This is a genomic window from Streptomyces sp. NPDC049627, from assembly GCF_044465645.1.
Taxonomy (GTDB): domain Bacteria; phylum Actinomycetota; class Actinomycetes; order Streptomycetales; family Streptomycetaceae; genus Streptomyces.
This window is the reverse complement of the sequence record NZ_JBITLW010000024.1, coordinates 40653-57991: the sequence shown is the minus strand read 5'-3', so window position 1 is coordinate 57991 and position 17339 is coordinate 40653. Positions and strand designations below refer to the sequence as shown.

At 71.3% G+C, this 17339-nt stretch carries 12 protein-coding genes and 2 tRNA genes; 2 read left to right on the top strand and 12 right to left on the bottom strand.

Annotation, left to right across the window (positions count from 1 at the left end; translation table 11 throughout):
* Position 1: 1 nt before the first annotated feature.
* From ACIBU0_RS43100 to leuS, 5 genes are all read right to left on the bottom strand, one after another.
* Entirely contained in the window at positions 2–2653 is a 2652-nt protein-coding gene (locus ACIBU0_RS43100; RefSeq protein WP_398830044.1) for a ComEC/Rec2 family competence protein, read from the bottom strand.
* Positions 2650–3489: a helix-hairpin-helix domain-containing protein gene (locus ACIBU0_RS43095; protein WP_398830042.1), complete on the bottom strand. Its 840-nt coding sequence runs from the start codon at positions 3487–3489 to the stop codon at positions 2650–2652. Before ACIBU0_RS43095 ends, ACIBU0_RS43100 begins: the two co-directional genes overlap by 4 nt.
* Before the next feature lie 807 nt (positions 3490–4296).
* Positions 4297–5142: a DegV family protein gene (locus ACIBU0_RS43090; RefSeq protein WP_398830040.1), complete on the bottom strand. Its 846-nt coding sequence runs from the start codon at positions 5140–5142 to the stop codon at positions 4297–4299.
* A gap of 92 nt (positions 5143–5234) precedes the next feature.
* Complete coding sequence (locus tag ACIBU0_RS43085) at positions 5235–6002, bottom strand: hypothetical protein (protein ID WP_398830037.1); 768 nt, start codon at positions 6000–6002, stop codon at positions 5235–5237.
* 152 nt (positions 6003–6154) lie between these two features.
* Positions 6155–9028 carry a leucine--tRNA ligase gene (gene leuS, locus ACIBU0_RS43080; protein WP_398830035.1) on the bottom strand — a complete coding sequence of 958 codons (2874 nt, stop codon included), beginning with the start codon at positions 9026–9028 and terminating at the stop codon, positions 6155–6157.
* Between the two features lie 447 nt (positions 9029–9475).
* Here leuS and ACIBU0_RS43075 point away from each other — a divergent pair, with 447 nt between their 5' ends.
* Together ACIBU0_RS43075 and ACIBU0_RS43070 are read left to right on the top strand one after the other, a co-directional pair.
* Positions 9476–10876, top strand: coding sequence for a cytochrome b/b6 domain-containing protein (locus tag ACIBU0_RS43075; RefSeq protein ID WP_398830032.1), 1401 nt, complete (start codon positions 9476–9478; stop codon positions 10874–10876).
* Entirely contained in the window at positions 10873–12486 is a 1614-nt protein-coding gene (locus tag ACIBU0_RS43070) for an NADH-ubiquinone oxidoreductase-F iron-sulfur binding region domain-containing protein (RefSeq protein WP_398830030.1), read from the top strand. Before ACIBU0_RS43075 ends, ACIBU0_RS43070 begins: the two co-directional genes overlap by 4 nt.
* Positions 12487–12609: 123 nt before the next feature.
* Here the strand turns inward: ACIBU0_RS43070 and ACIBU0_RS43065 are convergent.
* The 7 genes from ACIBU0_RS43065 to nadD form a co-directional block, all read right to left on the bottom strand.
* Positions 12610–12682, bottom strand: a tRNA-Ala gene (locus ACIBU0_RS43065).
* A gap of 129 nt (positions 12683–12811) precedes the next feature.
* The gene (locus ACIBU0_RS43060; RefSeq protein ID WP_003976229.1) at positions 12812–13045 is read right to left on the bottom strand and encodes a hypothetical protein; all 234 of its coding nucleotides are present in this window, start codon (positions 13043–13045) and stop codon (positions 12812–12814) included.
* Between the two features lie 505 nt (positions 13046–13550).
* A tRNA-Ala gene (locus tag ACIBU0_RS43055) sits at positions 13551–13623 on the bottom strand.
* Positions 13624–13730: 107 nt separating this feature from the next.
* Positions 13731–14402, bottom strand: coding sequence for a histidine phosphatase family protein (locus tag ACIBU0_RS43050; protein WP_398830027.1), 672 nt, complete (start codon positions 14400–14402; stop codon positions 13731–13733).
* On the bottom strand, positions 14399–14845 hold the full coding sequence (gene rsfS / locus ACIBU0_RS43045; protein WP_398830025.1) for a ribosome silencing factor: 447 nt from the start codon (positions 14843–14845) through the stop codon (positions 14399–14401). Before rsfS ends, ACIBU0_RS43050 begins: the two co-directional genes overlap by 4 nt.
* A 114-nt stretch (positions 14846–14959) precedes the next feature.
* Complete coding sequence (locus ACIBU0_RS43040) at positions 14960–16663, bottom strand: LytR C-terminal domain-containing protein (protein WP_398830023.1); 1704 nt, start codon at positions 16661–16663, stop codon at positions 14960–14962.
* A gap of 25 nt (positions 16664–16688) precedes the next feature.
* Positions 16689–17327: a nicotinate-nucleotide adenylyltransferase gene (nadD, locus tag ACIBU0_RS43035; protein WP_398830021.1), complete on the bottom strand. Its 639-nt coding sequence runs from the start codon at positions 17325–17327 to the stop codon at positions 16689–16691.
* Between the last annotated feature and the right edge of the window lie 12 nt (positions 17328–17339).

The following is a 17339-nucleotide window of genomic DNA, read 5'->3' as shown; positions in this document are numbered from 1 at the left end:
CTCAGTCTCCCGCCACCCGCAGCTCCGCGCCCGTACCCGCGACCGCCAGCGCCCCGTCCTCGTCCGTCCGCAGCACCACCGCGCCCTGCGCCCGCAACGCCGCTACGGTGCTGGGAGCCGGGTGTCCATACGGGTTGTCCTCACCACAACTGATCAACGCCAGCCGCGGCGCCGCCCTGCGTATGAGCTCGGGATCCTGGTACGCCGAGCCGTGATGGGCGACCTTCAGCACGTCCACGCCGCCCAGCAGCGCCCCGGCCGGCGATCTCAACAGGTCCCGTTGCGCCGGAGGTTCGAGATCCCCGAGCAGCAGGAGCCGCAGCCCGGCCGACCGGACCAGCAGGGTGACACTGGCGTCGTTCGGGCCGTCCGGGGCCGGCGCCGGACGGGGCGGCGGCCACAGCACCTGCCAGCTCAGCGCCCCGGTACGCCGCATCTCCCCTGCGGCGGCCCGCGTCACGGGAATGCGCCGGACGGCCGCCTCCCGGTGCACGAACTCCACCTGGTCCATCGGCTCTTCGTGCCCCGTCGTCTCGATCGCGCCCACCTCACGGCCACGCAGCACGCCGGGCAGGCCCGCCACATGGTCGGCGTGGAAGTGGGTCAGCACGACGAGGGGGACCCTCGTGATGCCGAGCGTGCGCAGGCACCGGTCGACGAGCGCAGGATCGGGGCCGGCGTCCACGACCACGCCCGTCCCCTCCCCCGCCGCGAGCACCGTCGCGTCGCCCTGCCCCACGTCGCACATCGCGAACCGCCACCCGGGCGGCGGCCATCCCGTGACCACCCTGGTCAGCGGCGGCGGCTGCACGACCACCAGCACGAGCAGCACCCCGCAGACACCGCACCACCACGGGTGCCGCACCAGCCGCCGACCGGCGAGCAGGACGACCAGCGTGGCGAGGGCGAGCAGCACCGCCCCGGTCCAGCTGCCGGGCCAGTCCACCCCTGCCCCTGGCAGGGCCGCGCCCGTCCGGGCCACGTCCGCGATCCATCCGGCCGGCCAACCCCCGCACCACGCCAGGGCCTTGGCCACCGGCATCGCGAACGGTGCCGCCGCCAGCGCCGCGAAGCCCAGCACCGTGGCCGGCGCGATGGCGAACTCCGCGAGCAGATTGCACGGCACCGCCACCAGGCTCACCCGAGCCGACAGGACCGCCACGACCGGCGCGCACAGCGCCTGCGCGGCAGCCGCGGCCGCCAGCGCCTCGGCGAGCCTCGGCGGTACCCGGCGCCTTCGCAGCGCCGCGCTCCAGCGGGGCGCGAGGGTCAGCAGGGCGCCCGTGGCGAGCACGGAGAGCAGAAAGCCGTAACTGCGGGCCAGCCACGGGTCGTACAGCACCAGCAGCAGCACGGCCGTCGCCAGCGCCGGGATCAGTGATCTGCGCCGCCCGGTCGCCAGGGCCAGCAACACAACGACCCCGCACGCCGCGGCCCGCAGCACGCTCGGGTCCGGCCGGCACACGACGACGAACGCGAGGGTGAGCCCTCCGCCGAGCAGCGCGGTCGTGCGCAGGGAGATGCCGAGACGGGGTGCCATGCCCCGGCGCTCGACCCGCTGAGCCAGGCCGGGCGGGCCGATGAGCAGGGCGAGGATGATCGTGAGGTTGCTGCCGGAGACAGCGAGGGTGTGCGCGAGGTCGGTCTCCTTGAAGGCCTCGTCCAGCTCCGGGGTGATCCGCGAGGTGTCCCCCACGACCAGCCCCGGCAGCAACGCCCGCGCGTCCGCCGGCAGCCCGTCGGTCGCCTCCCGCAGCCCGGCCCGCAACCGGCCCGCCAGCCGCTGCGCCGCCGACGGCTCCCCCACGACCGCCGGCACCGCCGGGTCCCGCACCCGCAGTACGGCGGCGATCCGGCCCCCGTCCCCCAGGGCGGGCGCGAGGCGCGCGGCCACCCGCAGGCGTGTGGAGGGCAGGAGCTCCATCCAGGGCGAACGCCGGTTGCCGGGCGGCTGCGACGCACCGCCGGCAACCCTCGACGACTCCCGTTCCCCGTCGACGATCACCAGCACCGGCGCCCGTGTCACCACCGCCGTGCCGTCCGCCCCCTCGACCTGCCGTACGTCGGCGTCGAACAGCACGGAGGTCGGTGCCATGCGATCCCCTCTGACCCGCGGCCGGGTGAGTCGCGGATCGGAGGTGATCTCGACCTCGGCGGTCACGGTGGCGTACTGCCGCGCCAGCGCCGGAACCGGCCCGCGTCGCAGATCTGCTCCATGGAGCCCCGCGGAGACCGCGGCCGCCGCGACACAGAGCAGCACGGCGGCGACGGTGGTGCGCGGCCCGGTGAGCCGCGCGGGCACTGTGCTCCGCGGGTGCGGCGGCTTGGGCCGCGACACCTGGCTCAACCGGGGCGCCCTCTCCTTCCTCGCCGAGGCCACACGCTCACGTTGCCCGCCTCGCCGCACCATCAGCAGTACGCCTGCCGCGGCCAGACACACGACCGCCGCGCCGGCCGCCCACACCTGGGAGGCGTCCAGGATCAGCGCCGCCGTGGCCCAGGCGGCCAGCGCGGGTGGGACCAGCCGGAGGTCCGTCGGTCCTTCCTGCCGGGGGTGGGAGGCGCCGAGCCGGCTCCCGGACGCGGCGTGGACGGCGGCGCGCGAGGGCGCGAGGTCCGCTGGGAGATCGGGTGTTCCTACGTCGTGGCTCATGGCCGTACGAGATCCCGCAGATCGGCGAATCGGCGGTCGCCGATGCCGTTGACTTCGCGCAGCTCGTCCACCGAACGGAAGCCGCCGTGCTGGGTGCGGTAGTCGATGATGTGCTGGGCCAGCACCGGGCCGACGCCCGGGAGGGTGTCGAGCTGGTCCACGGTGGCCGTGTTGAGGGAGACCGGCGTTGCCGGTGCCGCACCGGCGACCGCCGCGCCGCCCGCCCCCGCAGCGGACGCTGCCCCGGGCACGGCGGCCGGACCGCCGACGATCACCTGCTCGCCGTCCACCAGGAACCGGGCCCGGTTGAGGCCGTCGGTGTCCGTGCCGGGACGCACGCCACCGGCCGCGCGCAGTGCGTCAGCGACCCGTGAGCCCGCCGGGAGGCGATGGATCCCCGGCTCGCGCACCTTGCCGCTGACGTCGACCACGATTTCCGCCGCGGCCGTCCCCGCGGCTCCCGGCACACCGGCCGCCGACGCCCCCGTCCCGGCCTCCTCGCTCGCCCCCCGTCCTGCGTACGAGGCCGCCGCCCGCACCACCTCGGGCGTCCGCACGGACTGCGTCCGGCCGCTCCAGAAGTGCTGCACGGCAAACCCCGCGGCGAGGACGAGCACCACGGTGAGCGCGACGACACTGCGCCGCTCCAGCCCGCACCTCGTCTGCAACCACACCGGCATCCGCTCCCGCAGCGCCAGCCCGGCCCGCGCCCGCCACTCGCCGGCGCCCGAGTCACCGGCCACGGGATCAGCGCCTTGACCGGCTCCGGCGACTGCACCGGCCTCCGGCAGGTCCGCTCCCAACACCGCATTCCCGCTCGGGGAGTCGGATGCCAACGCCGCATCGCCACGCGCGAAGCCCGGCCCCAACACCGCATCCCTGCGCGTGAAGCCCGTCCCCAACACCGCATCACCACGCGCGAAGCCCGGCCCCAACACCGCATCCCTGCGCGTGAAGCCCGACCCCAACACCGCATCACCACGCGTCAAGCCCGACCCCAACACCGCATCACCACGTGCAAAGCCCGTCCCCCACGCCGTATCCCCGCGGGGGACGTCCGTTCCCAACGCCCCATCCCCGCGGGCGACATCCGAGCCGCCCTCTGCCCACTCGCCCTGCAGTTCGTCCACACCCACGGCCGAGCGAGCGCGCGGCACGACCCGCAGGTCCGCTTCCGCCTCCGCTTCCCGTCCCCGAGGGGGAACCGCCCACGGAGGAGACTCCTCCTCCGCAGCCGACCGCTGGGCATGCGCCTCGCCCCCGGGCGGCCCCGTCCCCGACTCCCCCCACTCCCCGGCTCGTTCGGCGAAAATCACCTCGGCCCGGCGGCGCAGCTCCTGCGCCGACGCAACTCGCTGCCGTGCCCGGCCCCGGACGTGCAGGCGTCGCTGGCGGGTGCGGACGTCGGAGCGGGGACCGCGGCCCGGACCGCTGGTCACGGGCGTGGTGCGGGTATGGGTGCGGGTTCCTGTACGTGATCGAAGTGCCATGCGACGAGGATCGGACACCTCGCCACACCCGCGATGATCTTGCTCAATTCCCGGGGATTACCGCCCAGTTGTGGACAACTCCGCCACCCACACGAGTGACTCACTCCCCAGCGGGCCGGTCACCACGGCAGCCCGGTCACCACCGCAGCCCGGTCACCGCGGCGAAACCACAACCCCCAGCAATCCAGGCCCCGTATGCGCCCCGATCACCGCCCCCACCTCACTCACATGCAGATCGGCCAGCCCCGGCACCCTGGCGCGCAATCGATCCGCCAGCGCCGACGCCCGGTCGGGGGCGGCGAGATGGTGCACCGCGATGTCGACCTGCGCGCTGCCCGCCCGGTCGGCCGCGATCTCCTCCAGGCGGGCGATCGCCTTGGACGCCGTCCGTACCTTCTCCAGTGGGCCGATCCGGCCGCCCTCCAGCTGCAGCAGCGGCTTCACCGCGAGCGCGGAACCCAACAGGGCCTGCGCGGCCCCGATGCGACCACCGCGGCGCAGATAGTCGAGGGTGTCGACGTAGAAGTAGGCGGCGGTACCCCCGGCCCGTTTCTCAGCGGCAGTCACGGCGTCGTCCACCGTGCCGCCCGTCTCCGCCGCCTCGGCCGCGGAGAGTGCGCAGAACCCGAGCGCCATGGCGACCATCCCGGTGTCCACCACCCGCACCGGTACCGGCGCCTCGCGCGCCGCGAGAACCGCGGCGTCGTAGGTGCCGGAGAGCTCGGCGGACAGGTGCAGGGACACGATGCCGGTGGCGCCGGACTCGGCGACCTTGCGGTAGTGCTCCGCGAAGACCTGGGGGCTGGGGCGCGAGGTGGTGACGGGGCGTCGCTTCTGCAACGCCTGGGCGAGGGAACGGGTGGAGATCTCGGTGCCCTCGTCCAGCGCCCGGTCGCCGAGGACCACGGTCAGGGGCACCGCGGTGATGCCGTGGCGCTCCATCGTCCGCGGCGGCAGGTAGGCCGTTGAATCGGTGACGATCGCGACATGGCGGGACATGAGCTGGAGGTTACCTGCCGTAGCGCCCGGGCGGCAGCCCGACCCCGCTCAGCCGGTGGTGCCTTGACCGGATCATCGTGTGCTCATGGGACTCAAGTCGTGCTCTCGGGGCGGGCCTTCTTCTGCCAGGGGTAGGTCGGCCGAGGGCCGGGTGGGGTGATGGCGGGCCTGGTCGGCTCCTCGGCCCGCTGCGTCCGAGGGGCGTCGGGCCAGGTCTGCTCGGTCGTCGCGGCGGTCTCAGGGGCCGGGGCCTCCGGCCACGGGGGCGGCGTCGACGATGAATGCTCCGACGGCGTCGTCGACGAGGGGGATTCCGCCGTCTGCCAGTGCCGCAGAGCACCGGCCTCCACGTCGATCTGTGCGCTGAGGGTGTCCAGGTCGTCGTCGGCGAAACGGCGGGCCCGGTCGCGGGCCGCCCAGCGCAGGGAGTCCGCCGAGTGGACGATGCGCTCGGTGCGTTCGCGCAGGTCGGGCAGTCGCTCGGCGAGCGTCGAGCGGTCGGGCTCGGACTCCAGGCGCCGCAGTTCGGCGTCCAGTTCGTGCCCGTGTGCGCTGAGGCGTCGGAAGAGGCCGAGGGATTCCTGCAGGGACTCGTCCTCGGTCGCGCCCGCGTGCAGCGCGTCCTGGGTGGCCCGCATGGAGGTGCGCAGTTTCAGGCGCAGCTGGGCGAGCTCTCCGACGGGGCCGGGCTGGGCGAAGGACTTGGCCCGCAGGGTGTGGTCCTCGACCGTGCGCCGGGCGTGCGTGATCGTCTCGTCCACGCGGCGCTTGGCGGCGCCGACCACCTTCACCGTGGCATAGGCGCCGAGCACGACGAAGAGCACGAAGAGCAGGGCGACTACTGCGATCACTGCTTCCACGAGCTCCTCCTCCGAACGACCACGACCCAGGCCGCGTCACTGCCGCGTCACTCTTCAACGGTAAACGCAGCAGGCAGGCCCGGAGTTCCAGCGGAACCCCGAACCTGCCCGTAGGGGATCACCCCGAGCCGCACCCACGGCTCCCTCGGCGCTTACGCCGGAACGATGTTCACCAGCTTCGGCGCCCGCACGATCACCTTGCGGATCCCGGCGCCGTCCAGTGCCGCCACGACCTTCTCGTCGGCCAGCGCGACCTTCTCCAGCTCGTCCTCGGAGATGGACGGGGAGACCTCCAGGCGGGCCTTGACCTTGCCCTTGATCTGCACGACGCAGGTCACGGTCTCGTCGACGACGTACGCCGGGTCGGCGACCGGGAAGTCCTGGTGGACGACCGAGTCGGTGTGCCCCAGCTTGCGCCACAGCTCCTCGGCGATGTGCGGGGCCAGCGGCGCGACCATCAGCACCAGCGCCTCGGCAACCGGGCGCGGCACCGCGCCGCCCGCCTTGGTCAGGTGGTTGTTCAGCTCGGTGACCTTGGCGATGGCGGTGTTGAACCGCATGCCCTCCAGGTCCCCGCGCACCCCGTCGATCGCCTTGTGCAGGGCACGCAGCGTGTCCTCGTCGGGCTCCGCGTCCACCACCGTCACGGCACCGGTCGCCTCGTCGACGACGTTGCGCCACAGCCGCTGCAGCAGCCGGAACTGACCGACCACCGCGCGCGTGTCCCACGGCCGGGAGACGTCCAGCGGGCCCATCGCCATCTCGTACAGGCGCAGCGTGTCGGCGCCGTACTCGGCGGCGATCTCGTCCGGAGTGACGGCGTTCTTCAGGGACTTGCCCATCTTGCCCAGCAGCCGGGAGACCTTCTCGCCCTGGTAGTAGTAGGCGCCGTCGCGCTCCTCCACCTCGGCGGCCGGTACCGCGATGCCACGGCTGTCGCGGTAGACGTAGGCCTGGATCATGCCCTGGTTGAACAGCTTGTGGAACGGCTCCGCGGAGGAGACGTGCCCCAGGTCGAACAGGACCTTGGACCAGAAGCGCGCGTACAGCAGGTGCAGCACGGCGTGCTCGGCACCGCCGACGTACAGGTCCACGCCGCCGTGCGGCCGGCCCTCGCGCGGGCCCATCCAGTACTGCTCGATCTCCGGGTCGACCAGCTGCTCGCCGTTGTGCGGGTCCAGGTAGCGCAGCTCGTACCAGCAGGAGCCCGCCCAGTTGGGCATGGTGTTGGTCTCACGCCGGTACCGCTTCGGGCCGTCTCCCAGGTCCAGCGTGACGTTGACCCACTCCTCGTTGCGCGACAGCGGCGTCTCGGGCTGGGTGTTCGCGTCGTCCGGGTCGAAGGTGCGCGGCGAGTAGTCCTCGACCTCCGGCAGCTCCAGCGGCAGCATCGACTCGGGCAGGGCGTGCGCGATGCCGTCCTCGTCGTAGACGATCGGGAAGGGCTCGCCCCAGTAGCGCTGGCGGCTGAACAGCCAGTCGCGCAGCCGGAAGTTGACGGTGCCCTCGCCGATGCCCTTGCGCTCCAGCCACTCGGTGATGCGCGCCTTGGCCTCGGCGACGCCCAGGCCGTCCAGGGAGATCTCGTCGTTCGCGGAGTTGATGATCTTCGCGTCGTACGACGAGAAGGCGTCCTCCCACGTCGAGGTGTCGGTCCCCCGGCCGTCGGTCGGCTCGACGATGCAGGTGATCGGCAGCTCGAAGGCGCGCGCGAACTCGAAGTCGCGCTGGTCGCCGGCCGGTACGGCCATGATCGCGCCGGTGCCGTAGCCCATCAGCACGTAGTCGGCGATGAAGACCGGGACCTTCTCGCCGTTGACCGGGTTGGTCGCGTACGCGCCGATGAAGACGCCGGTCTTGTCCTTGGCCTCCGCCTGGCGCTCGACGTCGGACTTCGAGGCGGCCTGCGCACGGTAGGCGGCGACCGCGTCGGCCGGCGTCGTGTGACCGCCGGTCCACACGTCGTGGGTGCCCTCGGGCCAGGCGTCCGGGGTGAACTTGTCGACCAGGGGGTGCTCGGGCGCCAGCACCATGTAGCTCGCGCCGAACAGGGTGTCCGGGCGTGTGGTGAAGACCGTGATGCGCTCGCCGTCGATCGGGAAGTCGACGCGGGCGCCCTCGGAGCGGCCGATCCAGTTGCGCTGCTGCAGCTTGATGGCCTCGGGCCAGTCCAGCTCCTCCAGGTCCTCCAGCAGCCGGTCGGCGTACGCGGTGATCCGCATGTTCCACTGGCGCAGCTTGGCCTTGAAGACCGGGAAGTTGCCCCGCTCGGAGCGGCCGTCGGCGGTGACCTCCTCGTTGGCCAGCACGGTGCCCAGGCCGGGGCACCAGTTGACCGGCGCGTCGGAGGCGTACGCCAGGCGGTACTCGCCCAGGACGTCGGCCTTCTCGGCGGCGCTCAGCTCGCTCCACGCGCGCGTGTGGCCGGGTACGGCACGCTCACCCGACTCGAACAGAGCGACCAGCTCCGCGATCGGCCGGGCCTTCTTCGCCTCATGGTCGTACCAGGAGTTGAAGATCTGCAGGAAGATCCACTGGGTCCACTTGTAGTAGTCCGGGTCGATCGTGGCGAACGACCGGCGCTTGTCGTGACCCAGGCCCAGCCGGCGCAGCTGGCTCTGCATGTTCTTGATGTTGGCCTCGGTGGACACGCGCGGGTGCGTGCCGGTCTGCACGGCGTACTGCTCGGCGGGCAGGCCGAAGGCGTCGAAGCCCAGGGTGTGCAGGACGTTGTGGCCGGTCATGCGCTGGAAGCGCGCGAAGACGTCGGTGGCGATGTAGCCCAGGGGGTGGCCGACGTGCAGGCCCGCACCGGAGGGGTACGGGAACATGTCCATGATGAACTTCTTGGGCCGGGCGACGGCCTCGGGGTCGCCCGCCAGGTCGCCCTTGGGGTTCGGAGCGGCGTACGTACCCTCGGCGTCCCAGAAGTCCTGCCAGCGTGCCTCGATCTCGGCCGCCAGGGCGGCCGTGTAGCGGTGCGGCGCGGCCACCTCGGCGGCGGCAGCGGTAGTCGTCTCGCTCATGATCCTCAAAGCTCCATCGATCGTCTCTGCCAGTGGCTGCGATTCTCAAGAAACGAAAAATCCCCTCGCACAGGAGGGGACGCCGCGCCGATGCCGACCATCCGATTCGCCCGGTGGTCGGGATTGATCAGCGCGGCTCGCTAAGCAGAAGGCGTACGGCACGCATGGCGTCAGGGTACCGCAGCGCCGGAGCGGGTCGCGACGGGCTTCCGGCGGGGCGCACGTATGAACAACGGCGGCCCCGGTTCCGTACCTGAGAGTTGTGAAGACCTCGAAAAGCTGAACAACGTTCAATTGTTACCTGGCGTAACAGACACTAAGGGACATCGGAAGCCCCTCGCAGCCCGTAGATAACAACGCAATAACTCAAACGCCGTACCCCCCGGTATGGAGCCACTTAGAGTGCGGCAGCGGGACCGCCTTCCCGAACCGCTCGGAGTTGCCCCCATGAACCCTCGTCGTAGTAACAGTTCGCTCCCCAGGCCGGGCCGGTCGGCCTACGGGGTGGCGACCGCTGCTGTACTGCTGCTCATACCCCTGGTCGTGCTGCTCGGCGGCACCTGGCTCCAGGAGTTCCTCAACTTCGGTGCCGGCGTCCTGTCGCTCGTCTGCCTCACCTGCTCGGTGATCTGGGGCCTGGTCGCCCAGGACCGGATGATCCTCAACACCCGTCAGCGGATCATCGCGCAGGGCATCCACCGGGTGACCGCCGTCGCCTCGATCGCGTTCCTCCTGGTGCACATCGGCGTCAAGCTGGCGCTGGACCACGCCAGCCCGATCGCCGCACTGATCCCGTTCAGCCTCGTGCTCTTCGGCGGCGACGAGATCCCGGGCAGTGCCTTCCTCATCGGCCTGGGCTCGCTGGCCGCGCTGCTCATGATCTTCGTGGGCATCACCGGCGCGCTGCGCAACCAGTTCGCCTCCCCGGCGCCGGTCGCCGCCCGCTGGCGCGCGATGCACATGCTGGCCTACCCGGCCTGGTGCGCGGCCCTGATCCACGGCCTGTTCGCCGGCCGCCCGGCGAAGACGTTCTTCATGGTCTGCTACGAGCTGTGCGTGGTCGCCGTCGCCGCGGCCCTCGCACTGCGCGCCGCCCCGCGCCCCTACAAGCGCAAGGTCGCCGACCGGATCGTCGCGCTCATCGGCAACGAGGAGCCGGCGGGCCGGGAGGCCCTGGAGGAGAGCCGCGCCAGGGCGGCGTCCGGTTCCGCCCTGCCGGGCTACGAGAGCGAGCGCCCGGCACGCGCGTCCCGCGAGGCCCGCAGCGACCGTGACGGACGGACCGGCTCCCTGCCCGGCATGCCCGCCCAGGCTCCCGCGCCCGCGGAGTCCACGGGCGGATTCGCCGCCGCCTACCGCGCCGTCTCGCCACGCTCCCGCGGCCGGCAGCAGTCCTACGCGGCCGACCAGACCTCCCGCATGGACCTGCCCCTGGACATGCAGCCGACCGAGGCGATTCCCCGCGTCGACAGCGGCGGCAGCACCTCCGGCAGCTGGCCGATCCCCTCCCCGCCGCCGGTCGGCGAGGCACCCCCGTCGGCCTACGACCCGCTCAACGACACGGGATACAACATCCCCCTCTACGGCAATTCGGGCACCGCCGGCTATGACTCGGCGGCTTCCGGCTACGGCTCGGGGGCTTCGGGCTACGGATCGGGGGCTTCGGGCTACGGATCGAGTGATGTGTACGACACCGCTGAGACGAACGCCGTCTTCGGTACGTACAACCAGAACGACACGTACAACAACAGCGGTCCCGCCACTGAAACACTGCCCGGTGCCAACTACGACTTCGACGCACCGGGTTCGGGCGAACCTTGGAACACGCCTTCCGGAGGCTTTAAGTGAACGAGGCCCTGCCCGACGTCCCCGAAGTCCGCGTCGTCGGCCTTCCACAGCTGACGTCGGGCTTCGACCTTGTCGAAAGACTCGATCTGCCCATGCATCTGAAGGTGCACGGGCCGCTCGAACCGATGGGCGGCGAGCAGCTCGCGAAGCTCGCCGAGAACATCAACCTGAAGGGCCGCGGCGGCGCGGGCTTCCCCTTCCACAAGAAGCTGCGCTCGGTCGCCGAGTCCGCGATCAAGCGCGGGGTACGGCCGGTCGTGGTCGTCAACGGCAGTGAGGACGAGCCGGCCTGCCGCAAGGACACGGTGATGATCAACCGTGCCCCGCATCTCATCCTGGACGGCGCGCTGCTGTGCGCCGAGGCCCTGGGTGCCCGCACGCTCGTGGTGGGGGTCACCCGGGAGTCCACCCAGCGCTCGATGGAGGCCGCCCTCGCCGAACGCGGCCTGAGCAACAGCCGTCGCTCCGCTCTACGCGCGTGGGTGCAGCGCAACCCGGTGCGCATGGTCACCGGCGCAGCCGCCTCGCTGATCCGCTCGATCGACGGCGGCCCGGCGATCCCCCCCGGCCGCAAGGTCAGCGCCTCCCAGAACGGCGTCGGCGGCGCGCCCACCCTGCTGTCCAACGCCGAGACGTTCGCCCAGCTGGCGATCGCCGCCCGCATCGGCCCGGAGCGCTACGGCAACACCGGCCTGTACGACGAGCCGGGCACCGTCATGCTCACGGTCTCCGGCGCGGTCGCCCGCCCGATGGTGATCGAGGTCCCCACGGGCGTGCCGCTGCGCTACGTCCTGCAGCTCGCCGGCGCCCCGCCGGTCCCGCAGGGCGTGCTGACGGGCGGTTACCACGGCAAGTGGATCGATGCGGCGACGGTCAACGAGGCGATCGTCTCGCGCAACTCCCTGGACGCGGTGGGCGGAGCGCTCGGCGCCGGCGCGATCCTGCCGATCACTCAGGAGACCTGCCCGCTGGGCGAGTCGCTGCGCGTGGCGCAGTGGCTGGCCGAGGAGAGCGCGGGCCAGTGCGGTCCCTGCTACCTCGGTCTGCCGGCCGCCGCGCGCGGCATGGAGGACATCCTCAACGGCGGTGGCCCCGCCGCCCTGGAGGCGCTCAAGCAGGTCGCGAAGAACGTGAAGCGGCGCGGCGCCTGCTCGCACCCGGACGGCTCCGCGATGTTCCTGGAGTCGACCATCAAGGCGTTCACCGACGACCTCGCGGCGCACGTCCTCGGCAACGGCTGCGGACGGCCCGTGGAGGGCGTTCTGCCGCTCTTCGAGGGCGGCAGGGCGCCTTCGGGCCTCCCGGGCGGCGGTGAGGCGGAGGAGACCGGTCCCAGCCGCCAGAAGATCTACGTCGACTGGACACTGTGCCGCGGCCACGGCCTGTGCGCGGACATCCTCCCGGAGGTCTTCGAACTCGGCGCCGACGGCTTCCCGACCGTCGCCCAGGCCCAAGTCCCGCGCTACGCCGAGGCGAAGGCCCTGCGCGCGGTACGCCGCTGCCCCGCGCTCGCCCTGCGCATCGAGGAGGAGACGCCCCGGGACAAGACCTCGTCCCGCAATCTCCCGGTGCTCTCCCAGGGCCGCGGCAGACGCGCGCTGGGACGCTGACCGGACGAACGCCGGGCCGCCCGAGGGGGGCGGCCCGGCGTTCGTTTTCTCGTCGCGGAATGAGAGGTCCTCACACACGTCGAAGGCGGACCATCCTTCCGGATGATCCGCCTTCGACTTCTGTGGAGCTAAGGAGAATTGAACTCCTGACCTCCTGCATGCCATGCAGGCGCTCTACCAACTGAGCTATAGCCCCTTGTTTTGGTCCGCCCGGTTTCCCCGGCGGCGACGCCAACATTACACGGTCGACCGGGGGCAACACCAAATCGTTTCCGTTCCGGACTCATATGGCGCAAATGTCCGTTTCGCCCACCTATGGTGGGCGTCAAGCCGTGACGAAGGAATAGAAGCGCTTGAGCGTGCAGTGTTCCTCGAGCAAGCGGCCGTAGATCGGTTCGCCCTCGAGTTCACGGTAGGTCTCGATCGGGTCGCCCTTTATGATCAGCGCCCGCGCGCATTCCTCGCACCAGTACTGGTAGTCGGGGTTCACGGGTTCCATGTCCCGGACGATCGGCGTTCCGCTGCCGCACCAGTCGCACTTTCGCCTGTGTGCACCCATCGATCAGCTCCAGCTGTGGCCGCAGGCCGTGCACACGTAGGAAACTCCACCGTTGTCCCCGAGGAGCTGGGCGACATGGACGGAGCCGCAGGAAGGGCAGCTGAGGCGGGTGATCGTATCCCGTGTCAACGCTGCGCCGAAGAGGTGACCGACCTCTTCGAGGATGCTCGCAGGCATCGCTACTCCCTCCCGTCGGGCCGCGCTCCCTTCCGGCCGTTTGATTCTGCCACGGCCGGGCCAATACGGTCAGCGACGCCTCAGTACCAGTCCGGACACGGCAGCCTCCGCGGCCGTACGAGCCGTCCGAACACACACCCCAAAGCGCCTCATGAGAGGTATACGCCTGGCGGGCCCAAGTGACTCAAGCCGAACCGGAACAGTTCGGCGCGGGCCGGTGCCGCGCGCGAACCGAACGAGCAGGCCGGGCTGTTGGTCCGAGCACCCGCTGCGGATACCAGAAGATCCCGCCGATCGAAGCGATCGGCGGGATCTTGTTGTCTCGCTGTGGAGCTAAGGAGAATTGAACTCCTGACCTCCTGCATGCCATGCAGGCGCTCTACCAACTGAGCTATAGCCCCTTGCTTTGTTCTTCCCGCTCGGCGGGGCGAACAAGAAGAACTTTAGCCTGCGACCTGCCGGAAAGTGAAATCCGGGTCCCGGGTCGCCCCGACCGGGACCCTGGGCGTCAGTCGTCGTCGCCGAGCACCGGCTCCGGCAGGGTGCCGGCGTTGTGCTCCAGCAGACGCCAGCCGCGGGCGCCCTCGCCCAGGACGGACCAGCAGCAGTTGGAGAGCCCGCCGAGGGTCTCCCAGTAGCGGGCCTCCAGACCGAGGAGGCGGCCGATCGTCGTACGGATCGTGCCGCCGTGGCTGACCACGACGAGCGTGCCGTCGTCGGGGAGCTTCTCGGCGTGCCGGAGCACGACGGGAGCGGCGCGGTCGGCGACCTCGGTCTCCAGTTCGCCGCCACCGCGGCGCACCGGCTCACCGCGCTTCCACGCCGCGTACTCCTCGCCGTGCCTGGCGATGATCTCCTCGTGCGTCAGCCCCTGCCAGACGCCCGCGTAGGTCTCGCGCAGGCCCTCGTCGTGCGTCACCTCCAGGCCGGTGAGCGCGGCCAGCTCGGCGGCCGTGTGCGCGGCGCGCTGGAGGTCGGAGGCGATGATCGCGTCGGGCTTGAGGTTGACGAGCAGCCGGGCCGCGCGGCGGGCCTGGGAGACGCCGGCCTCGGTGAGGGCGACGTCCGTGGAGCCCTGGAAACGGCGCTCCACGTTCCACGAGGTCTGGCCGTGCCGCCACAGGATGATGCGGCGGCCCCGGCCGGCCTTGCCCGCGAGGACGTCGCCGGTGGCGCTCATCGCCACTCACCGCCCAGCTCGGCCGCCTCCTCGGCGGCCTGCACCTTGGCGTGCTCCGCGGCCTTGCCGCGGGTGGCCTTGGCGTCGTCGGGCAGTTCGAGCTCGGGGCAGTCCTTCCACAGCCGCTCCAGGGCGTAGAAGACGCGCTCCTCGCTGTGCTGGACGTGCACGACGATGTCGACGTAGTCGAGCAGCACCCAGCGGGCCTCGCGGTCGCCCTCACGGCGCACCGGCTTGGCGCCGAGTTCCTTCAGCAGGCGCTCTTCGATCTCGTCGACGATCGCCTTGACCTGGCGGTCGTTGGGCGCGGAAGCCAGCACGAAGGCGTCCGTGATCGACAGTACGTCGCTGACGTCGTAGGCGATGATGTCGTGCGCGAGCTTGTCGGCGGCGGCCTGGGCGGCGGTGTTGACGAGCTCGAGAGAACGGTCGGTAGCGGTCACTACAAGGCTTTCGGTCGGCGGTCAGTTGCTACCTAGGGTCTCACGGACCGCCGACAGCACCCCACGTGATTACCGGCTCACATGGGGTGGCCTGCGGTTATGTGTCTTCTGCGGTCACGAGGACGACGGTTTGTAGTCCTGGCCCAGCACCACCGAGACATCCGCGTTCGCGGACACCTCGCCCTTGCCGACCGCGCCGGCGGGCAGGCCCAGGGTCTTGGCGACCTCGGTGGCGTTCTCCTTGTCGGCGGCGTCGGCGTAGACGACCTTCGACGTGGCCGCGGTGGACGCCGTACCGCCCTCCAGGAAGGTGAAGCCGCCGTTCAGCAGCACCACGCGCGCCTTCTCGGTGTTGTCCTTGACACCGCTGGCGTTGCGGATGGACACGCGCACGGCGGCGTCCTTGTCGGGGCTCTTGGCGGTGCCGCCGAGGACGTCCTTGACGACGCTCGCGCTCGCCTGTGCGCTGAGCGTGCCGTCGGTCTGGACGGGCAGCAGGGCCGTCTTGTAGTCGCCGCCCTTGGCGAGGTCGGCGAGCCGGGCGAGGAAGGCGCCGAGGTCCTTGTCGGTCAGCGGCGGCTCGATGATCATGCCGAGCGTCTGAATGGTGACGGTCGCGCCCTGCGTGTCCGAGGTCAGCTTGCGCAGTACGGCCTGCATGACCTGCCCGAACCGCTCCAGCTGCGCGTTCTGGGCCTCGCCGGCGGCCTGGTAGGTGGCGTAGGCGACGGCCGTCTTGCCGCTGAGGGTCTGGGCCTTGCCCTTGCGTACGAGGGGCGCGGCGCCCTTGGACTTGGCGTCCGGGTCGGGCACGTCGGTGTTGGTGTCGACCTCGATGTTGCCGATTAGGTCGACGAGGTTCTGCAGATACGGGGTGTCCAGGCGCCAGGTGCCCTGGATCTCGGTGCCGAGGACGGTGTCGATCGCGTCGCGCGTCCCGGAGGAGCCGTCGTCGTCGACGGACTTGGCGAGCGTGGTCGTGCTGCCGTCGTCGCCGCTCAGGGCGAGGGAGTTGGGCAGCAGGACGGTCGTGCCCTGCTTGGTGGTGGTGTTGTCGACGAGCAGCGCCGTGGAGGTACCGCCCTTCTTGGTGTTGTGTAGATGGACGACGATCACGTCACGCTTCTGGGCGCCCACGGCCGTCGTGGTGTCGGTCTTCTCGTCCGACGACGACAGCCCGGGCAGCTTCCCGGCGTACCAGAGGTAGCCGACGCCACCGGCCGCGACGAGCGCCAGCACGACCGCGAGGGCGACCACACGCGCGCGTGCCCGGCGCCTGGCCTCCTCACGGCGCTCGGTGCGGTTCTCGGTGAACTTCAGCCAGTCGATGACGTCCTCGGAGTCCTGGTCGGGCTCCTCGACGAAGGCGAACTGCTCGGTGTGGTACTCCCGGTCGCCGCGGTCCTGCGTCAGCGGTTCCTCGACCGGTCCGGCCTGGTGCGGGATGTAGGCGGTCTGCTCGGCGACCCGGGGCTGGTGACCGCTGGTGGCGGCCCGGCCGTAGGGGTCGTACGGCGGCGAGTGCGCACCGGCGTGCTGCTGGTGGGTGCCGGTGCCGTACGCGTCGTAGGAGGGCGCGGGCGGCTGCTGACCGGTGTCGCCGGTGCCGTAGGGGTCGTACGGCGGGACCGGGTGCTGCCGGCCGGTCGCGTACGGGTCGTAGCCGTAGCCCTGCTGGGCGTACGGGTCGTACTGCTGCTGGGGCGGCTGCTGCGGCGGGATCTGCCGGTACACCGGCCGCCCGTACTCGTCGTAGCCGACGAGTTCGTACTGGTCGGCGCCCTGCCCTGCGGCCCCCGCGTCGTATCGGTCGTTCACCGTCGCCCCTCTCGGCTCACTCGCCTCACTCGCCGCGGTACAGCTCGCGCTTGTCGATGTAGCGCACGACTCCGTCCGGCACCAGATACCAGATGGGGTCGCCCTTTGCGACTCTCGCGCGGCAATCGGTGGACGAGATGGCCAGAGCGGGCACCTCGACCAGTGAAACACCGCCCTCGGGGAGCCCCGGGTCGTTGAGGTGGTGGCCGGGCCGGGTGACCCCGATGAAGTGCGCGAGGGAGATCAGCTCCTCCGAGTCCCGCCAGGTCAGGATCTGGGAGAGGGCGTCGGCGCCGGTGATGAAGAAGAGGTCCGTGTCGGGGTTGAGGGCGCGCAGGTCGCGCAGGGTGTCCACGGTGTACGTCGGGCCGCCGCGGTCGATGTCGATGCGGCTGACGGAGAACTGCGGGTTCTCGGCGGTGGCGATGACCGTCATCAGATAGCGGTCCTCGGCCGGGGAGACGTGCCGGTGGCTCTTCTGCCACGGCTGGCCGGTCGGCACGAACACGACCTCGTCGAGGTGGAACTGCGCGGCGACCTCGCTGGCCGCGACGAGGTGGCCGTGGTGGATCGGGTCAAACGTTCCGCCCATGACACCGAGGCGGCGCTTGCCGCGGTTCGACGGGCCGTTTCCGGGGCCGGTAGGCATGTCCTGCTCTCCCATGCGTGCAGACCC

Bases quoted from the DNA above. Each gene is read 5' to 3' on its own strand.
- ACIBU0_RS43090 (WP_398830040.1), bottom strand. From the start codon at position 5,142: ATGTCCCGCCATGTCGCGATCGTCACCGATTCAACGGCCTACCTGCCG.
- ACIBU0_RS43050 (WP_398830027.1), bottom strand. From the start codon at position 14,402: ATGAGCGCCACCGGCGACGTCCTCGCGGGCAAGGCCGGCCGGGGCCGC.
- ACIBU0_RS43100 (WP_398830044.1), bottom strand. From the start codon at position 2,653: ATGAGCCACGACGTAGGAACACCCGATCTCCCAGCGGACCTCGCGCCC.
- leuS (WP_398830035.1), bottom strand. From the start codon at position 9,028: ATGAGCGAGACGACTACCGCTGCCGCCGCCGAGGTGGCCGCGCCGCAC.
- ACIBU0_RS43060 (WP_003976229.1), bottom strand. From the start codon at position 13,045: ATGGGTGCACACAGGCGAAAGTGCGACTGGTGCGGCAGCGGAACGCCG.
- ACIBU0_RS43075 (WP_398830032.1), top strand. From the start codon at position 9,476: ATGAACCCTCGTCGTAGTAACAGTTCGCTCCCCAGGCCGGGCCGGTCG.
- nadD (WP_398830021.1), bottom strand. From the start codon at position 17,327: ATGGGAGAGCAGGACATGCCTACCGGCCCCGGAAACGGCCCGTCGAAC.